Annotated in this window: 14 protein-coding genes; 3 read left to right on the plus strand and 11 right to left on the minus strand. The window is 46.8% G+C overall.

Annotation, left to right across the window (positions count from 1 at the left end; all coding sequences use genetic code 11):
- The first annotated feature begins 20 nt into the window (after nucleotides 1-20).
- Nucleotides 21-806, plus strand: a complete 786-nt coding sequence (locus ACIFSR_RS30885; protein ID WP_430062606.1) for a helix-turn-helix domain-containing protein — start codon at nucleotides 21-23, stop codon at nucleotides 804-806.
- Here the strand turns inward: ACIFSR_RS30885 and ACIFSR_RS30890 are convergent.
- The 7 genes from ACIFSR_RS30890 to ACIFSR_RS30920 form a co-directional block, all read right to left on the minus strand.
- A complete protein-coding gene (locus ACIFSR_RS30890) occupies nucleotides 794-2,263 on the minus strand; it encodes a helix-turn-helix domain-containing protein (RefSeq protein WP_430062609.1) in 1,470 nt (489 codons plus the stop codon). The genes ACIFSR_RS30885 and ACIFSR_RS30890 overlap by 13 nt on opposite strands.
- On the minus strand, nucleotides 2,241-3,998 hold the full coding sequence (locus tag ACIFSR_RS30895) for a sensor histidine kinase (RefSeq protein ID WP_430062611.1): 1,758 nt from the start codon (nucleotides 3,996-3,998) through the stop codon (nucleotides 2,241-2,243). Before ACIFSR_RS30895 ends, ACIFSR_RS30890 begins: the two co-directional genes overlap by 23 nt.
- Before the next feature lie 26 nt (nucleotides 3,999-4,024).
- On the minus strand, nucleotides 4,025-5,551 hold the full coding sequence (locus ACIFSR_RS30900; RefSeq protein ID WP_430062614.1) for an extracellular solute-binding protein: 1,527 nt from the start codon (nucleotides 5,549-5,551) through the stop codon (nucleotides 4,025-4,027).
- A gap of 73 nt (nucleotides 5,552-5,624) precedes the next feature.
- Complete coding sequence (locus ACIFSR_RS30905) at nucleotides 5,625-6,485, minus strand: carbohydrate ABC transporter permease (protein ID WP_430062617.1); 861 nt, start codon at nucleotides 6,483-6,485, stop codon at nucleotides 5,625-5,627.
- Nucleotides 6,479-7,357, minus strand: a complete 879-nt coding sequence (locus ACIFSR_RS30910; protein WP_430063191.1) for an ABC transporter permease — start codon at nucleotides 7,355-7,357, stop codon at nucleotides 6,479-6,481. The genes ACIFSR_RS30905 and ACIFSR_RS30910 overlap by 7 nt, the downstream gene beginning before the upstream one ends.
- Nucleotides 7,358-7,672: 315 nt before the next feature.
- A complete protein-coding gene (locus ACIFSR_RS30915; protein WP_430062620.1) occupies nucleotides 7,673-9,211 on the minus strand; it encodes a glycoside hydrolase family 2 TIM barrel-domain containing protein in 1,539 nt (512 codons plus the stop codon).
- A 41-nt stretch (nucleotides 9,212-9,252) separates the two neighbouring features.
- Nucleotides 9,253-9,612, minus strand: a complete 360-nt coding sequence (locus ACIFSR_RS30920) for a glycosyl hydrolase 2 galactose-binding domain-containing protein (protein ID WP_430062623.1) — start codon at nucleotides 9,610-9,612, stop codon at nucleotides 9,253-9,255.
- Between the two features lie 261 nt (nucleotides 9,613-9,873).
- Between ACIFSR_RS30920 and ACIFSR_RS30925 the strand changes: the two genes are divergently transcribed.
- Nucleotides 9,874-10,647 carry an IclR family transcriptional regulator gene (locus tag ACIFSR_RS30925; RefSeq protein ID WP_430062626.1) on the plus strand — a complete coding sequence of 258 codons (774 nt, stop codon included), beginning with the start codon at nucleotides 9,874-9,876 and terminating at the stop codon, nucleotides 10,645-10,647.
- Between the two features lie 83 nt (nucleotides 10,648-10,730).
- Here the strand turns inward: ACIFSR_RS30925 and ACIFSR_RS30930 are convergent, their stop codons facing one another.
- The 3 genes from ACIFSR_RS30930 to ACIFSR_RS30940 form a co-directional block, all read right to left on the minus strand.
- Entirely contained in the window at nucleotides 10,731-12,068 is a 1,338-nt protein-coding gene (locus tag ACIFSR_RS30930; RefSeq protein ID WP_430062629.1) for an ABC transporter substrate-binding protein, read from the minus strand.
- 67 nt (nucleotides 12,069-12,135) lie between these two features.
- Nucleotides 12,136-12,963 (minus strand): carbohydrate ABC transporter permease, encoded by an 828-nt coding sequence (locus tag ACIFSR_RS30935; protein WP_430063193.1) that lies wholly within the window; start codon nucleotides 12,961-12,963, stop codon nucleotides 12,136-12,138.
- 14 nt (nucleotides 12,964-12,977) lie between these two features.
- A complete protein-coding gene (locus ACIFSR_RS30940; RefSeq protein ID WP_430062632.1) occupies nucleotides 12,978-13,877 on the minus strand; it encodes a carbohydrate ABC transporter permease in 900 nt (299 codons plus the stop codon).
- Between the two features lie 425 nt (nucleotides 13,878-14,302).
- Here ACIFSR_RS30940 and ACIFSR_RS30945 point away from each other — a divergent pair, with 425 nt between their 5' ends.
- Nucleotides 14,303-15,739 carry a hypothetical protein gene (locus ACIFSR_RS30945; protein ID WP_430062635.1) on the plus strand — a complete coding sequence of 479 codons (1,437 nt, stop codon included), beginning with the start codon at nucleotides 14,303-14,305 and terminating at the stop codon, nucleotides 15,737-15,739.
- Nucleotides 15,740-15,789: 50 nt separating this feature from the next.
- Here the strand turns inward: ACIFSR_RS30945 and ACIFSR_RS30950 are convergent, their stop codons facing one another.
- On the minus strand, nucleotides 15,790-20,376 hold the full coding sequence (locus tag ACIFSR_RS30950) for an S-layer homology domain-containing protein (RefSeq protein ID WP_430062638.1): 4,587 nt from the start codon (nucleotides 20,374-20,376) through the stop codon (nucleotides 15,790-15,792).
- Nucleotides 20,377-20,413: the final 37 nt, after the last annotated feature.

Consider the following 20,413-nt stretch of genomic DNA (forward strand, 5'->3'; position numbering starts at 1 on the left):
TTCATGGGAGGACAGAAGTAATGCATGAACCTCAGACCGGCAAGATCAAGCTCCTCCACTATTATTATTGGCATAAGAAACAAGCCTTTCAGTTCGAAGAAGACATCTACACCCACTGGGTTGTTTTCGCCGTTCAGCAGGGCCGCTTCCGCTACAAATTAGGCATGGGCGAAGAAGGTGAAGCCGTTAACGGCGATTGGATCATTTGCCCGCCGAGGACGCCGTTTCGGCGTGAAGTTGTGCATCCGCTCAGCTTTTTTTATTGGGGCTTTGAATGGTCATCGCCTCCATCCAGCCTTCCTCTCGGCAAGCTGATATTCGCGGATCAAGAACGTCTCGCTTCCGCTTATCGTTACTTGCAGCAGCTTTACGCTCTTCCTCCCGAGCAGGCCATGTTGTGGCGCAATCGTTTCATTCAAGAATTATGGGACGGTTATGTTCTGCAGCAGCTTCTGCCCGAATCAGGTCATCGAGTTCACGGGGATTCACTCATGCTGAGCGCCCGCCGCAAGCTTCAAGCACAGGCCTTCCAACAAAGCCTGTCCATGAGAGTGCTTGCCGACGAAATGGAATTAAGTCCTGTCCAATTCACTCGCCGCTTCAAGGCTGCATTCGACTGCTCTCCCTCCGAGTTCGTGCGGCAGCTTCGCCTTGACCAAGGGAAACGCCTCTTGATGGAGAGCACGCTTACCGTGGATCAAATTGCGCAGGAGTGCGGATATGAGAATGGCTTCTATTTCAGCCGGGTGTTCTCCCTGCATATGGCGATGAGCCCCTCGGAGTACCGAAGAGCTCATCGCTTGTAAGTCTTTGCTTCTTGCTGCCTTCTTCGGTATGAACCCGGCGTTTCTCCATACCATTTCTTAAACAGCTTGACGAAGTAATTGTCATTCTGTAAACCCACACTTGCACCGATCTCGCCAATCGGCAATTGCGTCTCTTCAAGCAGCCTCTTCGCTTTCTCCAGCCGGACTCTCTGAATATAAGAAATCAGGTTGCTGCCCGTCTTCTGTGTGAATAATCGACTAAGATAATGCTCTTCAATAGATACTAGCTTGGCAACCGATTTCAACGTGAGATTGCCGGCATAATGCTCTTGAACATGTCTCATCACTTTATTAATCTCAGGATGCTCGCTCCATTCCCCTTTGCTCAGGAACAGCTTTTCCAAGTGAGTCTCCATCCTATTGCCCCATTCCTCACGAAGGGCTTCATGCGTTAGCGCCTTCAATCTCCCGTGCCACACATGCTTCACTCCTGATATTCGGCCCAAGCTTTCATCAAGCCTGCCTGCCGCCTCGCGCACGATGCTGAAGAGCACCTTGCGGCTCTGAAGCTCCTCCCAGATTAAGTGAATAAGACGATACAGCTCTTCGCGCTTTACTTGCTCCATCGCAGCAAGTATATTTTTTTCCATACTCCAAGCAAGGCTATACGTTCGATCATATGGTTTTGATAGCAGCAATGGAGCATTCCCGTACCACTCATTTGTCAGTACATTTAATTGCTCCATCATAAGATTGGGCAATTCCGCTGCAAGGACCCATTCAGATCGGTGCACCAAGTGTCCAGCGTTTCCGAAGCCGGCATCGTCATGGCCTGCAGGTAGAGTTCGACCCTCGGACAACCATTCGAAGATGATCATCAAGCCTTCCTTACCATAATAATGAATGACGGACTCATGCCGCTTATCCAAGCATTCATATTCCGGCAGCTGTGCTTCGCCATGAAGAACCAGCTTGATCCTGACCTTTGTGTACTCTTTTTCGAACAGGAAAGGGTGAATAGGCGGTGCTGCTTCTTTGCTTAACGTTGCATATGTCCACAGCTGCTCATAATAAGCCTGGAATTTCAATGCATTCCATTCCTGTTGCTTTGTTTTTTCCTCCTGCAGATCCTTGCTTATCTTAATTAACGACTCGGTAAGGCTAGGTATGCTCATGGAAGCCTTCAAGATATACCCGATTGCTCCAAGCTCCAGTGCTTGCCTCGCATATTCGAACTCATTCATACAGGTTAGCATCACGAAGCGGCTCGCCATGCCATCTTCACGTGATTGCTTTAATAATTCCAGGCCGTCCATAATCGGCATCATAATATCAGATATGACAAGGTCGGGACGCTCCACCCTCATAAGCTCAAGTGCTTCTCTCCCATTAGCTGCCTCGCCAATTATTCGAAACCCCAGTGCTTCCCACTTTACCTTCTTAATCAACATTCGTCGGACGAACGGCTCATCTTCAGCTATGATCACTTTCCACATATGTCGACTCCTTTTTGCGATAGGGATTGGAGATCAATAAAGGAAAAGAAGCGCGGACGGTCGTCCCTCCTGATGAACGGAGAAGCTGCAGCTCGCCTTCTTCTCGAAACAGCAGCCTTAGCCTTTCTCTTAGATTAGCCAGGCCAATTCCAGAACGTTTGCCGGGTTGCTGCGGGCTGTCAGCCTGCTCAACTCCTTTGCCATTATCCTCAAAAACCATCTCCAGGCTCTTGCCACTTCGACGCACATGCAGGTTCATTCGAGCATCATGGGGAGAATAAGCAAAGCCATGCTTGATCGCATTTTCCGCCAAAGGCTGCATGCTGAGCTTAGGAACAAGGGCATAATCCAATCCCTCTTCCACATGCTCCTGATAGGTGATCTGACCTTCATATCTTACATTCTGAATGTAAATGTAGCTTCGCAGCAAGTCGAGCTCATCCTTAAGAAAGACCAGCTCCAAATCAGAATTTAAGGTCGCCTCAAGCAGATGTCCTAAAGCCATACAAATTTCTGCCGTCTCTTCGTCATCCTTGTCCAAAGCACTCCACTTAATGGTGTTCAATGTATTTAACAGAAAATGCGGATTCATCTGCGCCATCAGCATCTGGTATCTGACAGACTCGCGTTCACGCTCTTCCAGCTTTAATCGTTGAAGAAGCTCCTTCATGTCGCGCAGCATCTGATTGAAGGCGACCGCCAGATCATGCACCTCGCCGCGATAATTCCCTTCCGGCATACTCGTCTTCAATTCCTTGGCAGCAATCTCTGACATTCGTTTCTTAAGCAGCAGCAGCTGCCTTGTCATCGTCGTTGTCATGACGAAGGTTATGAGAACAAAGACGACGCCCAGCAGGAGAAAGGTAGAAATGAATTGACGACGAATATCATTGAAGTTGCTGATGTAGTGATTGAGCGGCAACCGACTAATCATTCGCCATTCGAACTCATGAATGGACGTCCAACGGACAATCGACGTATAATCCTGTGTCGTTATAATCGGCTCTGCTTCCTCTTTCACGATCAACTCACCCAATAAAGCAGCCTCTATCGGGTATCTGGCATCCGTCGCAGCTTTCACTTCACCCTGATCGTCAATCAAATAATAAACCTGTTGAAGCAGCATGCTTCTTGACATAGTCCCCAACCATTGAGAGTAATTAAATTGAATGAGCAAGTAGCCAATAGTGCCTGCTTGTTCATCAACAAGCAGGCTATAGAGCGAGAACTGTGTATCAGCATCCCACACATAGAAGGCTCCTGTTGATCGGAGCTGCTCAAAGCGGGAATTGGAAGCAAATTCATTGTAGCTTTCATCCATCGATTGGGGAGCACTGGCATACAGATTTCCATGTAGATCGGCTACTTTGTATACAACATGCTCCGGAAATGTATTGGGCAAGGATTTAATCAGCTCTCGGAAGATCGCCTCTCTCTCCTGCTCCGACAGCTCGCTGCCTCCTTGAAGCCATTGCTTCGCCACGGGCAGCTGCTCCAGCGTAATATAGTTGCGAAACATTTTGGCTAGAACATCGGTCATAGATTGCTGGAGAAGCTCCAGCTGCTCGTAGGCCTTGCTGGCAAATTCATTGCTGATCGACCGTTCAATTTGTTGATAATTATACAATTGAAGCAAGAAGAAGGGGATGAATATGAACAGCAAAAAGGCGGTGAACAAACGATACTTCAACTTTTGCGGCCATACTCTGCCCACAATACGGAAATATCGTTTCATCTGGCTTCACCGCCTCTCGTTGTGTCCTATTCCATCGTAATGGCTAATTCCTTAAATTGCTTCATCGCTTCATCTTTATATAGCTTCAAGTTAAATGTGGTATCCAGCTTGTTCAAGAACGTGTCGAATTGACCGAGATCCTCCTTGCCATAGTAGAACTTTAACAGCTCTTCATTGCGATAGCGGATTGCATCTGCCGAGTTAAAGCCTTGCGGAAGCTCAATATAATCATTATAAGTGATTAGGACCGGCACCTCAAAAGCATTCTCTATATGTTCAACTTGCTTAGGGAATTTCGTGCTTAAGTATTCGCGCTCCGGTCTTCCCGCAAGCTGATACACCCACGAGAAAGCTGCTTCGCCAGCCTTGTCCGTAAGTACAACCTTGCCGTTCTCTTGTTTGAAGTGAATATTCTCTTCACCGAATTGAACAAGCAGAGAGCCTTCGCCAACTGCAATGTAATTAAGCAGCTCAAACACTTTGTCAAGCTTCGCTTGATCTTGGCCAATCGCTTTGTTTATACCGAATATACCGGCATTCGAGGCGGCGTCCTTGGCTCCTGCTGTATCCAAGCCGCCAGGTCCGGTCAAGCCCTTGACATAAGTCCACTCCGCATTTGGATTGGCATCCTTCCACTTCGCCATCTCTTCATCTTTCATTATACGAGTCCAATCGGTGTATATAATTCCCGCCTTACCCTGGAAGGCTTTATCCAAGGCTGTATTCAGCTTATTGCTCGCAAGCTCGGGATCCAGCACGCCTGCAGAGGTCATCTGTTGAATGTAAGCGATGGCTTCACGTGTCTCCGGCTCATTCAAGCCGCTTACAATCGAATCTTCCTTCATGTAAAAATCAGCAGGTGATCCTTGGGATATACCGCCCGAAACCCCGTGGAGAGCATGGATGAGACTGAAGAAGCCTACATCACCCGTTATCCCAATGGTGTCCTTCTTGCCATTGCCATCCGGATCCTTCTCAATGAAGGCCTTGGCTGTTTCGACAACCTCGTCTAAAGTGGTTGGCACAGGCATCTGGAGAGCATCCAGCCAATCCTTGCGAACCCAAATCACATTAACCGAGCTGGACGGGTTTTTGGTCCAGCCGTAGACTTTGCCATCCACCTTTGCACGTTCAAATGTCGCGTCGCCTATACCTTCCTGTAGCTTATCCAGCTTATTGATATGCGGAGTCAGATCAAGAAGCAATCCTTTGCGCGCATACTCTTGGTACTGAACCTTACTGGAAAATTGAATAATATCAGGAAGATCATTGCTTGCTGCACGCACATTGAGCTTCTCAGAAAGCTCATCTCCACTGCCAGTTAGCGTAAGCGTCAAATCGATGTTCAATGCCTCGTCTAAACCATTTTTCACGAAATCGCCTTCACCTTCAGGCATTGGAGTACCGTATCCGACCTCCATGGCTTCAATTGGAATTGGCTTGCTTGACTGTTGGTCCTCTCCAGTTGTCTTGTTGGAGCCGCTGCAGCCGGCCAGACTTGTACTTGCGATCATCGCCAGAACGATTAGTGAAGCTTTCCATCCTTTTGTCATTTAGAACCCGCCCTTTACTTTAATTTGTTGACATTGCTAATATGGAACTCCTGACTTGTGAACCGCCAGAAGGTTAACCCTTAAGCGCTCCCAGCACCATTCCCTTGATCAGATATTTCTGTAGAAATGGGTATACGGCAATAATCGGAGCACTCGCCACGATGACAGCTGCCATTCGGATCGTATCGGTCGGCAGAGTGACCTCTACCTGGAGATCAGCCGCATCCGCAGCCATAATAATATCTCTAACGACTAACTGGAGCGGATAGAGCTTCATATCCGTTATATAGAATACCGCTGGAAACAAGACATTCCAGTTGGAGACCATGTAGAACAATCCAACTGTCATTAACGCAGGCACTGACATCGGAAGCGCAATGCGGGTTAATACCGTCACCTCGCCCGCACCGTCCATACGAGCCGACTCATAAATTTCCTCTGGCAGTCCTTCAAAAAATGTTTTAATAATTAGCACATTAAATGTAGCAACAATACTTGGGATGATCATCGCCCAAATGGTATTAAGAAGACCTGCGTCCTTGACAACCAAATATGTCGGTATGAGTCCCCCATTGAACATCATCGTAAATACGATCAGGAAGATAAACAAGCCGCGGCCGCGAAGCTTCTTTTTACTCAATGGATAAGCAAGCAGCACGGTGATAACAAGATTAAGAATGGTACCAATAACGGTTACAAATAAAGTAACGCCAAACGATCGATGAATGCTATCCATACTGAATAGATACTTGTACGCTTCTAATGTGATGGATTTCGGAATCACAACGAAACCGCCATTTTTTAACACCTCGCTATACGGGGTCAACGACACCGATAACACATACATCAGCGGGAATACAGATACGATTGCAATGAGGATCAACAATGCATAGGTGAAGACATCAAACCATCTTTCCGTGCCCTTGCTCACCATAAACTGTTCCCCCATCTTCTGGCTAACTGATTCGCCATCACAACAAGCACCAAGCCAATAGCCGACTTGAACAATCCAACAGCGGTAGCCAAGCTGAAATTCAATTGCTCCAAGCCAACACGATAAACCCATGTATCAATAATGTCGGCGACCGGATACACTTGTACATTGTACATGATATAAATCTGTTCAAAGCCTGCGTCTAGCATATGTCCCATACGGAGGATCAGCAGAAGCACGATAACATTCCGGATTCCCGGCAATGTAATATGCCATATCCGTCTTAATCTGCCCGCACCATCCATTCTCGCAGCCTCATATAGAGTAGGATCAATGGCACTCATGGCAGCCAAATAAATAATCGCTCCCCACCCTAAATCCTTCCACATATCCGTGCTAACCAATACACCTCGGAATAGCTCGGTAGACGTCATGAAAGGAATGGTGTCCAAGCCGCCTTCGGTCAACCATCTGTTCAACAACCCGCTCGATTCGGATAAGAAAGCAATCGCGATTCCATAGATGATGACCCAGGACAAGAAATGAGGCATATAGCTAAGTGTCTGAACCATTCGATTCAGCCATAGAATACGACCTTCATGAAGCAAGATTGCCACAAGGATCGACGGCAGCATGCCCCACACCAGCTTGTACAGACTGATCAAGAAGGTATTCGTTATTAATTGCTCGAAATAAGGCGATTCAAAAAAGAAACGAAAGTGAGAATACCAAGGATCTGCCCAAGAGCTGGCTCCAAGACCGCCAACAATATCATAGTCCTTGAACGCAATAATGACCCCATACATAGGGACGTACTTAAATACAAAATAATAGACAAGCCCTGGCAGCATCATCAGATACAACAGACGCATACTCCATATATCGTTCCACAAAATCTTCCAGCGTTTATCATTCGGTTTCTTTATCAAGCTGCGGGACTGCCTGTCTGAAATATCATTCATTCTTCTGCTCCTTTCGGTGATGTTCATATAACCTTCAACTTATGGGTGTACTGCCTTGAAACAAGGTTACCATTAACCGTAAAAGCATTTAATGAACAGAATTGTCTAAAGCATAGAACGATATTATCTATCTATTCTTAACAAATAGTGAGGAAGGAGGCTTAGCGCAAAAAAAAAAAAGCATTCATTCTGGCATTGCAGCCAAGTTGAATGCTTTCTTCGGTTCTACTCCAGCTTCCAGCTCTCCAGCTCGTAACGATAATAGCTGCGTCCCCATTTCTCTCTGCGCAGGGCGCTCTCACGGGCATATGCCTCACAAACTGCTTTTGCTTCAGCCTGATCACCAATCAGAAGAACATATTCATTCATTGAAATAAGCTGGCCGCTCTCCTCTCGCAGCTGCAGCTGCACTGTGAATTGCTTTTCAGCTTGCAAATCAATAGTCCAATCCAGCTCACCTACCATACAAGAGCTGTCAGATTCGGCTTCAACTTTCATAATGCCCCCATGGCATGCCAGTCCGTTCCTATTCAATATCGTCCATTCATATTCAAGATCTTTAAATGGCTGCTGATAATCGTTGACAAGCCACAGCTCCGCCACAAATTGTTCCCCATGCTTCCAACGTCTCTTGGCAAAAGCAAGACTGGCCAGCAACGGCTCATAGGACCGTTTAACAAAATCATAGCTAATTTTCTCCTTGCCGTAATAATCCACAATACCCCACTTCATATCAGGCCATTGTGTTATAAAATGGCATAAGGATACGCCGCTTACACGCGGCTTCCTTCTTCGGAACAATTCCAGTGCAAATTGAAAAGCCGTTCCTTGCGCGATCTGGGTGGCAGTCACAAACTCCTCCAAGGAGTCCATTCTCATATCCCCGAATACTTCCAAATTAAGTCCCTTCAAGAAGTCAATATCCGCCCAATGATACCCCCAGCTAGGCCCCATTGGCCATAGCTCGTCCGGCGGAATAAACTTCTTAAGACTTTCCACAGAGGGCGAAGATGCTGCTGTCAGCTCCGGTATAATAGCAGCATCAATGTTTGGGAAGTAATCTTCCATAAACACCTTGCCTCCGGAATAATAATGTCCGTTCGCATGCTTCGACTCTTTTCGTTTGAAGCCCATTCGTACCGCAATATCGTTACTGAGCGGTGTCGCAAGTCCATATGGCACTGAAGTATGCGCCTGTATCGCTTCTCCGACAGCTTGCATGAGCTCTTTGTTTTTACTCTTGAAGTGACCGTCTGTGAAAAACACCTCTTCCCCACCCATCCAATAAATATTGGACGGGTGGTTCCGTCGTTGCTTAACAATTTCAACGCATTCTCTGCACGTAGCTTCGACAAATGGAGGATCGTCTGGATAGACCTGTGTGGCAAGCGGGAAATTGGTCCAGACAGAGATACCAAGCTCGTCACAGAGTTCATAAAACTTTGGAATTTCCGGAGGATGCCAGCCGAAAATTCTTAAATTATTAATATGACATTCTTTAGCCAGCCGCAAAAGATGCTCGTACTTGGCGTCATCATTTCGACCGTATAGGAAGGAAGGCTGGCCTCCCCAACAAGCGGAGCGGAGAAAATGTCTTTTCCCATTAATTATAAAGGTCCATGGAAATTCCACTTCGTCTTCGTTGAAGCCGGGATTTCTTTCCATTCGCACTTCTCGGATCCCGATTCTGCCTTTCACCTGGTCTAACTCCTGATGAGCCGTCATTAACCTGATCTGAACGTCATAAAGGTTCGGCTTTCCCATATCCCACGGCCACCAGAGCTCTGGATCGGGAATCGTTAAGCTTACTTCTGTCTGCTGCAGTCCCGGTCTAACCTTGCAGCTATAATCAACACCTTCGAAGTTAAGCTCGATTTTTTTCCCATCATAGTCTCTGAAACATTAAATTTTGTCATATACCACCATTCGTACTCCTGCGCCCACTTCGCCTTGTGCATATTCCGGCCATAATAGGGATCCTCTATTTCCCCAGCCCGTTGCAAATCGGTATACACATCCCCAGGAACAGTTGCATAATTCCAGCTATAAGTTGCCCCTTGAAGCTCTGGCGGCAGCTTGTGAAAGCCTTCCCTCTCACCTTCTCCAACCCTCATCTTCTCCATTTGCCATAAATGCCCACTTAAATCCTGTGTAATTCTGGTCATCGACTCATCCTCCTTGGAAGGTTTTACCCTTGTCATAAGAGTAATCGACGACCTGATGTAGGAACATGCATAAACCCTTCATTCCTTATATACTTTATTTCTTAGAGGGATTACGCGTGAGCGCCTTTCCGATTGGATGCTGTGTTTGCTGTTTGTTCGCTTTGACTAACAAGCCGCTTCAGTAACTTTCCCTTGAACCTTCAAATGAAGTGACATACTATGGAGTTATGAATCGGTTAATAATGGAGGCAATCCGCGATCATGACGAACAAGAAGTATAAAGCTCCCGCAGCCGAGAAGGTGTTAGATATTCTGGAGCTAATGGCCAGAGAGAACAAGCCTTTTTCGGTTACGGAGATCAGCAATACATTATCCATAACAACAAACTCTGTTTTTCGGATTTTGAAGGAGCTTGAGGAGAAGAAGTATATTCAGAAAAGGGAGAGTGACAGCACCTATCAGCTGACCGGCAAGCTGTATTACCTTGGCAGCTCCATCGCCAACCGGATTACGCTGAAGGAGGTAGCGGAGCCCTCCATGCGCGCCCTCAGAGACGGCACAAGAGAGACAACCTTGCTCACAAGGCCCGGCTCGCTTGGCAGAACGCTGGTTGTCGACCAGTTGGAGAGCCTGGAGCCGATCAAGTTCCTCTCGACTGTCGGTCTGGAGTATCCCTCCCATACCTCCGCCATGGGCAAGGCTATGCTGGCCTTCAGTCCGGATCAGTTGGAGTTGTATCTGGCCCATCATGAGCTCGAGCCTGCAACACCGGGTTCTATTGCCGATCCGTTGAAGCTTAGAGATGAGATCGAGCAAATCCGCACACAAGGCTACGCTCTCGACATGGAGGAGTCTTGTGAGGGACTTCGCTGCATCGGTGTGCCGATTATGAATGCGGCCGGACAGCTCGAAGGAGCCATTGGGGTGTCCGGTCCCATCTTCCGCATGTCCAAGAAGACGATGGACCGGTATATTCAGCTCGCCCTGCAGCAATCCCAAGCCATCTCCGAGCAGCTAGGCTACAGGAAGCCGTAGCGGCAAACAGGGAAAGCTCCCCCTATCCCGGCATTATATGCTTGGATAGGAGGAGCTTTTTATTATGTTCATATAACAGAGCGTTACTTCGCCTGGATGATCTTGTCTCCTCGCGCCTTGATGTTGGCGATGGTTGTGTTAAGATCATTCTGTTTAACCAAATACTTCTCAACTTCCTCGGTAATAACCTTTTCATAATTGACGTTATGGGCACCCATGATTTTCTCTCCAACAAATATCGCATCCGGATTGGTAAAAACATATTCAAGCTGTTCCACCTTAATGTTGTCACCCGCTAGAGAATCGCCGAACACTTGGAACAACTCATCCTGCGCCACGGTTCGGTTAGCCGATTCAGAGGAATCGGCATATTTGGCAGAAAGTCTGCTAAGATCAAGCCCAATTTCTAGTGCAAGCTTGGGGTCTGCCGAAGTCGGCGATATGCCAAGGCCATTCACGATCCCCCATGTTTTCATCCTAGTCCCGCTATCAACCGGCATTGGCGCAACACCGATCTTCCAGTCTCTAGGGAAATTTTCTTTATCAGCAGCCCAAGGCAATACCCAGCCGCCTTGAATATCCATGCCAAACTGGCCGTTCATAAAAGAGGTTGCGCCAGTTTTTGATGTTATCGTATTCGCATGCGTCGGCGTGCTTTCATCTACATGCATCATGTTGAATAAGCGTTCCATGGAACGAGCGAATGCTTGGTTTTCGATATTGGATAAACCTTTGTCGTTGTAGAAATGTTCTCCGCCGCCTAATTCCATAATGGCGTCTCCATACCAGAACGTGCCCCATGGCAGATAGAACGCGCCATAAATCCTGTCAGCGCCAGTTCCGCTTGTCAACTGCTTAGCTACTTCGCGATACTGATCCCAAGTCATCGGAATTTCGTCATCAGGATATGGCACACCTGCTTGATCGAAGATGGATTTATTATAGTAAAGCGCCCATCTTGTGATGTTGTGCGGAACCATGAAGACTTGGCCATTGTTGCTCGCATTCTCCACATAAGGACCAAACTCTTGATTGAAATCAACGCCTGACTCTCTAATGAGATCATCAAGAGGTACAATCGTACCTGCGTCGGCCCACTGCTGTTGAATGATCGGATTAGTAACAATAATAATATCCACTTGTTTGCCGCCTGCGATTGAAATAGGTACTGTTGTCAGAAAGTCAGCTTCTCTTCCGTGAAATTCAAAGTCAACGTGGCTGTACTTGTCCATGGTCTGAATTTCTTCCATCGCTTTTTTCATCTTAATATCCTCGTCAATACCGTTAAGATGAATAATCATTTTAACATCTGGATTCAATCCTGCCGGCTTTTTGTTCTCCGAAGAGCCGCTGCAAGCACTAAGCATTACGAATGTTAATGTCAGAATCGCTGCAATGAGTAAAAGAACGGTTCTTTTCATCTTGACTTCCCCTTTATTATTTATTGATCAAGCAGCATAAAGCTGCATGATTTTGCCCTGTGATTGCCTACCCTTTGACTCCGGACATGGCGACACCTTCAATGAATCGTTTCTGAGCAAACAGATACACGACAATAATCGGAATTAGAGCTAGTGTTGCTCCAGCCATTTGGACGGCAAAGTTGCCTGAATATTCACCTTTGAAGCTGGCGATCCCTACGCTTAGTACCTGCTTGTATGTATCGTTAATGTAAATCAAAGCACTGAAGTACTCATTCCAGCCCCAGGTGAATGCAAGAATAAACAAGGCTGAAATTTGCGATTTGGCAAGTGGCAGAACAATACGGCAGAATGTCATATATTCATTGCATCCATCAATTCTTGCTGCCTCTATGAGATCATTCGGGATCGAAGTGAAAAATTGTCTCATGAGAAAAATCGAGAACGCATTGAACATCCAAGGAAGCGCAACGCTAAGCACATTGTCGATTAATCCCATCGACTTGAAAATCATAAACTGGGGAATGATGCGCACTTCTACTGGAATCATCATCGTGGCAATGAAGATTAGAAAAATGACATCTCTTCCTTTAAACTCTAGCTTCGCAAAGGCGTAGCCAGAGATCGTGCTTACAGTCAGAACTAAAATAACGATGTAAATCGTCACCAATGCCGTATTCGCATACCAATTCACAAACGGGAAATCATTAACAGCCGTAGCATAATTGCTCGGATTGAAGTTTTTCGGAATCCATTCAATCGGCATCTTGAATACATCACTCTCATATTTAAATGATGCCGACAACATCCACGCAATCGGAAACACCATAACCATACCAACCATAGCTAATATTCCGGTAAGCAGCGTTCTGCCGCCAATCGTACTCCTATTCATCAACTAGCTGCCCCCTATACATATTTGACCCATTTCTTTTGACCGATCCATTGAATGACCGTAACGAGCACGACCAATACAAAAAATACCCACGATACGGCTGAAGCGTACCCCATTTGGTATTGCTTGAAAGCCATATCATAAATATGGTAGACAATTGTCATGGACGCCGTACCTGGCCCGCCTTGCGTCATCACCTGTACTTCAGCGAATACTTGAAAGGAAGAGATAACCGACGTAATGATGAGAAAGAAAGTCGTAGGCGAGCTGATTGGTACTGTAATATAAAAAAACTGTTGCAGCTTGTTGGCCCCATCTATTGAAGCCGCTTCATAATAACTTTTGGATATTCCTTGCAAGCTTGCTAGGTAAATAACGGTGCAATAGCCAACGTTTTTCCACACCCAGAATAATGCGATTGTAGGCAATGCCCACTTCACGCTTGTCGCCCAACCCGGTGTAGATTCAATTCCTAACGATTGCAAGAAAGAATTGATAGGACCAAACTCTGGATGGAAGAGTGCCGAGAAGACTAAGGCTGAAGCTGTAATCGTCGTTATATACGGAACAAAATACATTGCCCTGAGCAGTCCGCGTCCGAAAATTTTGGCGTTTAGCAGATTGGCTATAACAAGAGCTGACACGATTAAGAGCGGGACCCCCATAACCATTAGCAGCAGATTATGCAGTAGCCCTGATTGAAAATATTCATTCTGAAATACCTCTTTATAGTTGTCTAGTCCAATAAACGTTGAACCTGCCGCTCCTTTGAACATGTTCCAATCCATAAAGCTTAAGTACAATGAATTGAACAAGGGATAAGCCATAAACATTAGGAACCCTATAATGGCAGGCAATATAAAGGAATAACCTACCAGATCTCTTCTGATGCTTGTATTCCACTTCAGATTCATCCACTCCTCGTTGTCATGCAATGGTCGCACTTCGTTATAAACAATTCCAGATATTATACTTAAATTCTGTATTTATATTTAAATAATATTGAAAGCACTTACAGGAGTCAAGAGCATTTTTATATATAGACATTTATATTGTATATAGACGAGACCCAACCTTCTGAGTGCTATCGAGAATGAAGCTCCATGAACAAAAAACTTATGCTATCGTATATCCCTGCCACCTCAATAAATATGCATTTAAAATCATTGACCATATTTAAAACATAAGTTATTATTTACTACTGAGCCGTTCAATCAGAAGGTTAGATGTAACCGCTTCCAATTAGAAGGAAAGGAGAGCTGAAACAACCGCCTTTACATGTCACAATACGAATTCTTCTTTCGGCCGGTATTTAAATTTTTTCAGGAGGGAATTGAAGATGCACAAAAAAATGTGGTTCAAACATGTATGCTTGACCGTTATTGCTTCTTTATCCATTATGGCCTTTCAGGTCCCACAATCCGCCAAAGCCGCTGATGCCGCAACTTTCCAAGGATTAGGAAAGGCCGTATATGCGGGAAAAACCTACTTTGAAAATAAAGTAACGACAACGACGAAGGTGCTCGTAACTCCAAGCGATTCGCTTAGCTCTATTCAAACCAAACTTGACGCCGGAGGCGTCATTCAATTCACGGCCGGCACGTACAATTTAGGCGTCATAAAAATCCATCAATCCAACACTCGAGTTGAAGTCGACCGCAATGCCGTCTTCAACATGAACAGCAACATCTTGTTTGATATCCGTCCGGCAACTGTTACATCGCCAAGGATCGAGAATGTCGAGATAGCCTCAATAGGACCGGGCCGCTTTACCATTCGTACTAATGGCAATGTTGGCGGCGATAAACGCCCTGTTCGAATATCAAATGTGAAAAACTTCGCTGTTTCCGGAATCAATATCTCAGGAAATTACGAGGGACAGCCTTTTATCGTTTTAGCCCCCTATCAAGACGGCAGCCCAGGAACCATATTGGTAAATAGCCAACAAACCTACAATCCTATTTTCGGACTTGTCCCTACCTACGGCGTGATACAAAATGTAGGAGCAACCAAAATTCACGGCGGATATGCCACAGTACAAATGTTTGGCGGAAACAACGTTCTTATGCGTAACATTGACGGAGATCATGGAGTAACTGTCCGTTTAGAGCCAGGCAGCGGAAAGGATTCTGATTATATAAGCATGTCTGGACCGAATCTTGGAGCTTTACACCATATCGCTCTAGTAAATATCAGCAACAATAACGGTTTTGCATCGGTCTATTTGAAGCCGCATGCAAAACTTAACCACAATATTACCCTAGCGGATATTACATCAGTCAACAGCGCATTCGCCATTCATGCAGATGTAGCTGAGTTTAAGGCGGATGACAGTGTCACGGTTTCTTATGGAGGAGACACCTATCATATTCACAGACAGCGAGGACGATTTGAAAACGTCCAGTTAAAGGGAGATATCACCCTGACACAGCAAGGAACAAATAAGTTTGCATGGTTCGCGATTAGCGATCTTCTCTATATTGACTACAGCAAGCGAGACGGAGCCGGAAATTATTCGGATTATGCTCCATCCATTGAAGGAACCAAACGTCTTACGACTCCCATCGTGCCCGTGCTTATGCTATCACAGGAATACCGCACAGATACAATATTTAGTATAGAACGCGGAAATTTCACCATGGATTTGGGCGCTGCGAACATTCAGTCCATTGGATTCACCCATTCTTTAGCTACAGATGGCGGCGTACTTTATAGAGAAGACGGCAGAACGAAAACAAACAAACCTTTGACAGCCGAGCAAATCATGGATTATTAAATAAGCGATTAATATGGAGAGGCCGATGCATCATCGGCCTTTGCCATTCTTTATATTGTTGTCGTATAAAGCTCATACAATCGATAGATAAGCACAGCTGCTTCGGCTCTTGTAGCCATCTGACCTGGCCCGAAGCGACCGTCTTTGAAACCAATCATGATTCCCGACTGCTGCAACAATTCTACGCTGTCTTGTGCATAATCAGAGATTTCAGCTTGATCCTTATAGGCACCGAAGTTCTCTTTGCTTGGCAGCACTACGTTGTTGATGAGAGCAAGCCTTCCAATTACTGTCGCTATTTCTTGTCGCGTAATAGGCTCATTGATACCAAAGCTTCCATCTGCCCTGCCGAATACGATCCCTAAATTTTGCGCGGTTGAGAGAGAGTCCGAATACCATTGCCCCGCCTTCGCATCGGTGAATGTGGATGACCGGCTAACATCCTTCAACTCCCACGCTTCCATCAGCAGCTTGATAAACTCTGCTCTCGTAACCGATGATTCAGGTTTGAACGAACGATGATCGACTCCGTTCACGATCCCTCTGACGGCCAACGCTTCAATCTCTTCTTTGGCCCATGGAGCAGATGCAAGATCCTCGAAGACAGAAGAGGCTCCAGCCGCCGAATATGGGCTGAAATGATGGACGCGAATCACTACTTTTCCGCTCTGTTCGTCATACCTGCTGATCGGTACGACTTCCAGCTGTCCATCCTCGTTTAAGTAATAACCTACTATCAGATGAGGTTGCTCCAGAGGATCACTTGCATAATGCCATTGCAGCTCGACGAATTGATCGGAACCAAATTCATTAACACTCTGTCCATTAATAGCAAGTGTAAAATCATATACCGGATTCCCTTGTAACGCTTTCGCTACATCAACGTCAAGCTTATCAGGATCAACTAGCTGGACTGACATTTCGACATGATCCGGGGAAGACCCTATGGACCGCATGAGCATGCTTATTGGGAACGATGCCGTTGCGAGCCCCATATCCACTTCAATGCGCCGGATATTCTTCTCCGCCCATTTTTTTATTCCCTCTGCGGGAAGGCTTACAATCACTTCCTTCACATCAGCTGGGATATGAACTGCAATACTTGCGATTCCATTCCTGGATTGATTACCCGCATTATCCATTAGCTCTTCCATGATTTCGAACTCAGCAGTATCCTTCTGAACCGGTGCGGCTCCTCCGCTTCCGGTGTTTCCTTGCTCCACAGGCGGCGCCGCTTCGGCTTGAACCTCCAACAGCAATACTCCCTCAGGCTGCAACACAATTGACGAGCTTAACGCGCCTCCGGTCATCATATCTTTAATCGTTATTTTTTTGCCGTCTGCTGCTTTCAATCGAAGGTTGGACGAGTTCTTCCCCATATTGACAATAGTCATGATATAACGATCCTGCCCGTTTGGCTGCACCCTCCAGAAGCTGCCTTTCTTCAATCCGCCGTTATCCTCCAGCAATTCGATGGCAGGCATCTCGCTCGTGGGAAGCGACTGCAAGGCTTTCGCAAGCATAGAAGCCGCCATGCCATCCTCCATCGTCATTAATTTGCCGTTACTTTGGTGAAGCGTTTCTGTGCGCAGTTTCCGATATTCGTCAAACTTCAGACTCACGTTATCGATAATAACGGTTCCGCCTTGATCCAGGTAGCTCTGCAGGGCTGCAAACTCCTTATCGGTGACTTCTTCGGTTTTGTAAACGGCAATTACATCCCACTCCTGATGATCCCGTTTCTCAATCATGTTCCCTGTAGCGAATCCGATTGGCACGCCTTCGAATACCATCGGCTCATACAACTCGAACAATTCGTCCATATAATGAGAGTTGTTGATCGCCGATGATTCGGAATAAAAGACTCGAATCGGTTTTCTTTGATTCTGGAAGCCGACCAGCTCTTCGGAGAAAGCGTTCATATCCATCATGGTTTGTGTCAGCTCATTGGCTACACGCGGCTGCTGCGCTACGCTGGCAGGATAAGATTTGCCAAGCCCGCCAGGCTGATCGGCCGCGTCAATCAGACGTTGTTCAATGGAACCGTCCGCATTCCTTCCCCAGAACCACGTCAAGCTGGCATCCATCCCGAGCAAGGTCGACAGCCAGAAGGTCGATCTGACGTATTCGGGCTTCATGTCGATGATTCGGAATTGCGTTGTCGATAAACTATGAAGCTCCGTGTTGATATGGGCTTTCTCCGGCGACACTGATTCCATAAAGTCGTATGCCATAAACATCTCTTGCCAGAAGAAGGAATAATCCGCCTCCCATGTCTCCGGCTCGTTGCCTGCTCTCAAATCCCTTTTGCGGAATTTGGAGTCGTCTCCGATCATTCCTGCCATTTCCGTCAACGCTTCCAAATCAATGCCGTGATCTCTGTTCCCCTCTGTGAACACATTCGGCATAATTTTCATATGCGTTTTCGCATCGGGATCGTTCCGCATAATGCCGTCATTCAGGAACGTTAACCACTCCGTTACTCGATCCATATTAAAGCGCGACCAGTCATACCACTTCGGCGTGCCATGCTCGGACGCATCCAACGGAATTTGGATATGGACCTCATCGAAGCTGGCGAAGTCGGTTCCCCATAACGTGTTTAAGGTTTCGATCGAACCATGCTTTGTCGTCAGCCATGCTCTGAATTTGCCAACCGTATACGAGGAGATGCCCTGCGGAATCTTGGCCCAGCTGTCGCTAGACGTATACCAGTGCGGCTCGTTGAATAACATATAGCCTAGCGTCGTGTAGGGTTTACCGGCAGTCTGCGGCACAACATTGTTGAATATGCTGTCCCAGATTTTGCGCAGAGCCGGATTGTCAATATCATAATTGGCATATTGATAATTCCGGCCTATTCTCATCTCCGGCCCAATGCCTTCTCCCCATACCGATTCCCATTGATCATCATACCCCCACCAGCCGCTGCTTGGATCATTGGCATTATAAGGGATGCCACTATGCCACAAATTCAAGTATCCGATGTTCGTATTCGGTCGCTCTGTCAGATCCTTCATCCGTTCCATGTCTATTGTTCCATCGGCATTTTGGAAATTGATACTGAGCGCCTTGGGATGGTCTACATTGCCCAGATAATCATTGTAGAGTCCCGGGTCCATGGTGGATTGATTAAGCGGCTTGGAGAAATAATCGTATATAAATACGGGTTTTCCATTCGATTCGAAGAAGTTCCCGTTCAATTCCACTTGCACCCAATCCATCGGCGGTACAGGCTTGCGGGTGAGCTTGCCGTCCAGAACATCCTGCAGTTGGCCGATTGCGCTATCCAGCATCTCAATGACTTCCTGGCGTTCGAAGTCTGGCAGCTCGTTCGCGAGCGTATTTCCTTGTCCTTTGAACAATGCCATCTGTTCATACAGCTTCGCATTCAATTCAATATTCGCTTCATCCCAGTCCGCAAACAAGATGAACTGCTCGGACATCCATATAACCGCTTCCTCTCGCGTGATGTCGATGCCCAGCTCCTCTGCAATGTTCATCAGCTCTCCAAGAGCGGCCAGCTTGGCTTGCGCTTCAGCTTTCAACGGTGATGCCGGCTCCGTCAGTTCAGAAACAATGGTAATGGGCACCGATGCCTTAATCGTCTGATTGTACCTTGCCTCCAGCAGAACTGTGCCGATTCGTTTCGGCAAGATCGTGCTGGTTGCCCCGACACTTTGTTTCTCAGCCGCGTAGCCGGGAGCATCATCCGTATCAAGAATGACCCAGTTAACAGCAGCCCCTGCCATCGGAACGTTGCTTTGGTCGTAAACAACAGCGGTTATGGTTCTGCCTTCGCTAGCTTCCGACATAGAGATTTGAAGCTGAGTTATTTCCTCGCCCGAAGCATCCAGCATCTTCACAGAAGAAGCCCTCTGCGCCGAACCCGGCTCCTCGAAGGATACCGACACCTGATAGACCGCAACCTCCAGCTCGTTCCTGATCTGAATAACACTGCCTTCTTGCAGTTCGGACTTCCGGATAGCAAATGTCGCTTCGTTAGCGTCTTCGGCTGCGGCAGCAAACACCTTGTCGTCGACCAGCGCTGTATAGATCGAAGAAGGCTCCTCCGGATTGTCAAGCACTTCATCATTCGTGACCTCGATGGATACAGCTGCCTTGATACCCCCATTAACTCTCGCTTCGATATCAACAGTTCCTGGGCGCTTGGGGAAGATCGTGACTTCGTTATCCGTGTTTGTCTTGGACGCTGCGTACCCTTGACCTACATCCGTCTTGAGAATAACATAGTTAATCGAGCTTCCGCTGATCGGATTGCCGTATTGATCATAGACAACCGCGTTCAACGTTCTGCCCGTTTCTCTCTCGGACATGGACAACTTGAAGTTGCGGACAATCTTTCCCTCTTCCGTGAATAGCTTCACGCTTGTCGCCCGAGGATTTGGCTGATCTGCGCCGGGTTCCTCAGTAAGTTTGTCAAACCGCACGTACAAAGTATCTTTGGCGGGATCTACGAATCTGATTATTCCTCCATGATTAACTTCCTGGCCTGCCGGAAACTCATCCTCGTAGTCCCACAGCAGCTTGCTCGCGCTCTCCGCCGCAATACTTCCTGAGAAAGAGCCGCACACCATACAGATGATCAGCCATAACGAAATCGCTTTTTTTGTCAATTTACATTCACTCCCTTTATCGAATAGGAACACCTCC

This window comes from Paenibacillus sp. NRS-1760 (assembly GCF_050467785.1).
Classification (GTDB): Bacteria; Bacillota; Bacilli; order Paenibacillales; family Paenibacillaceae; genus Pristimantibacillus.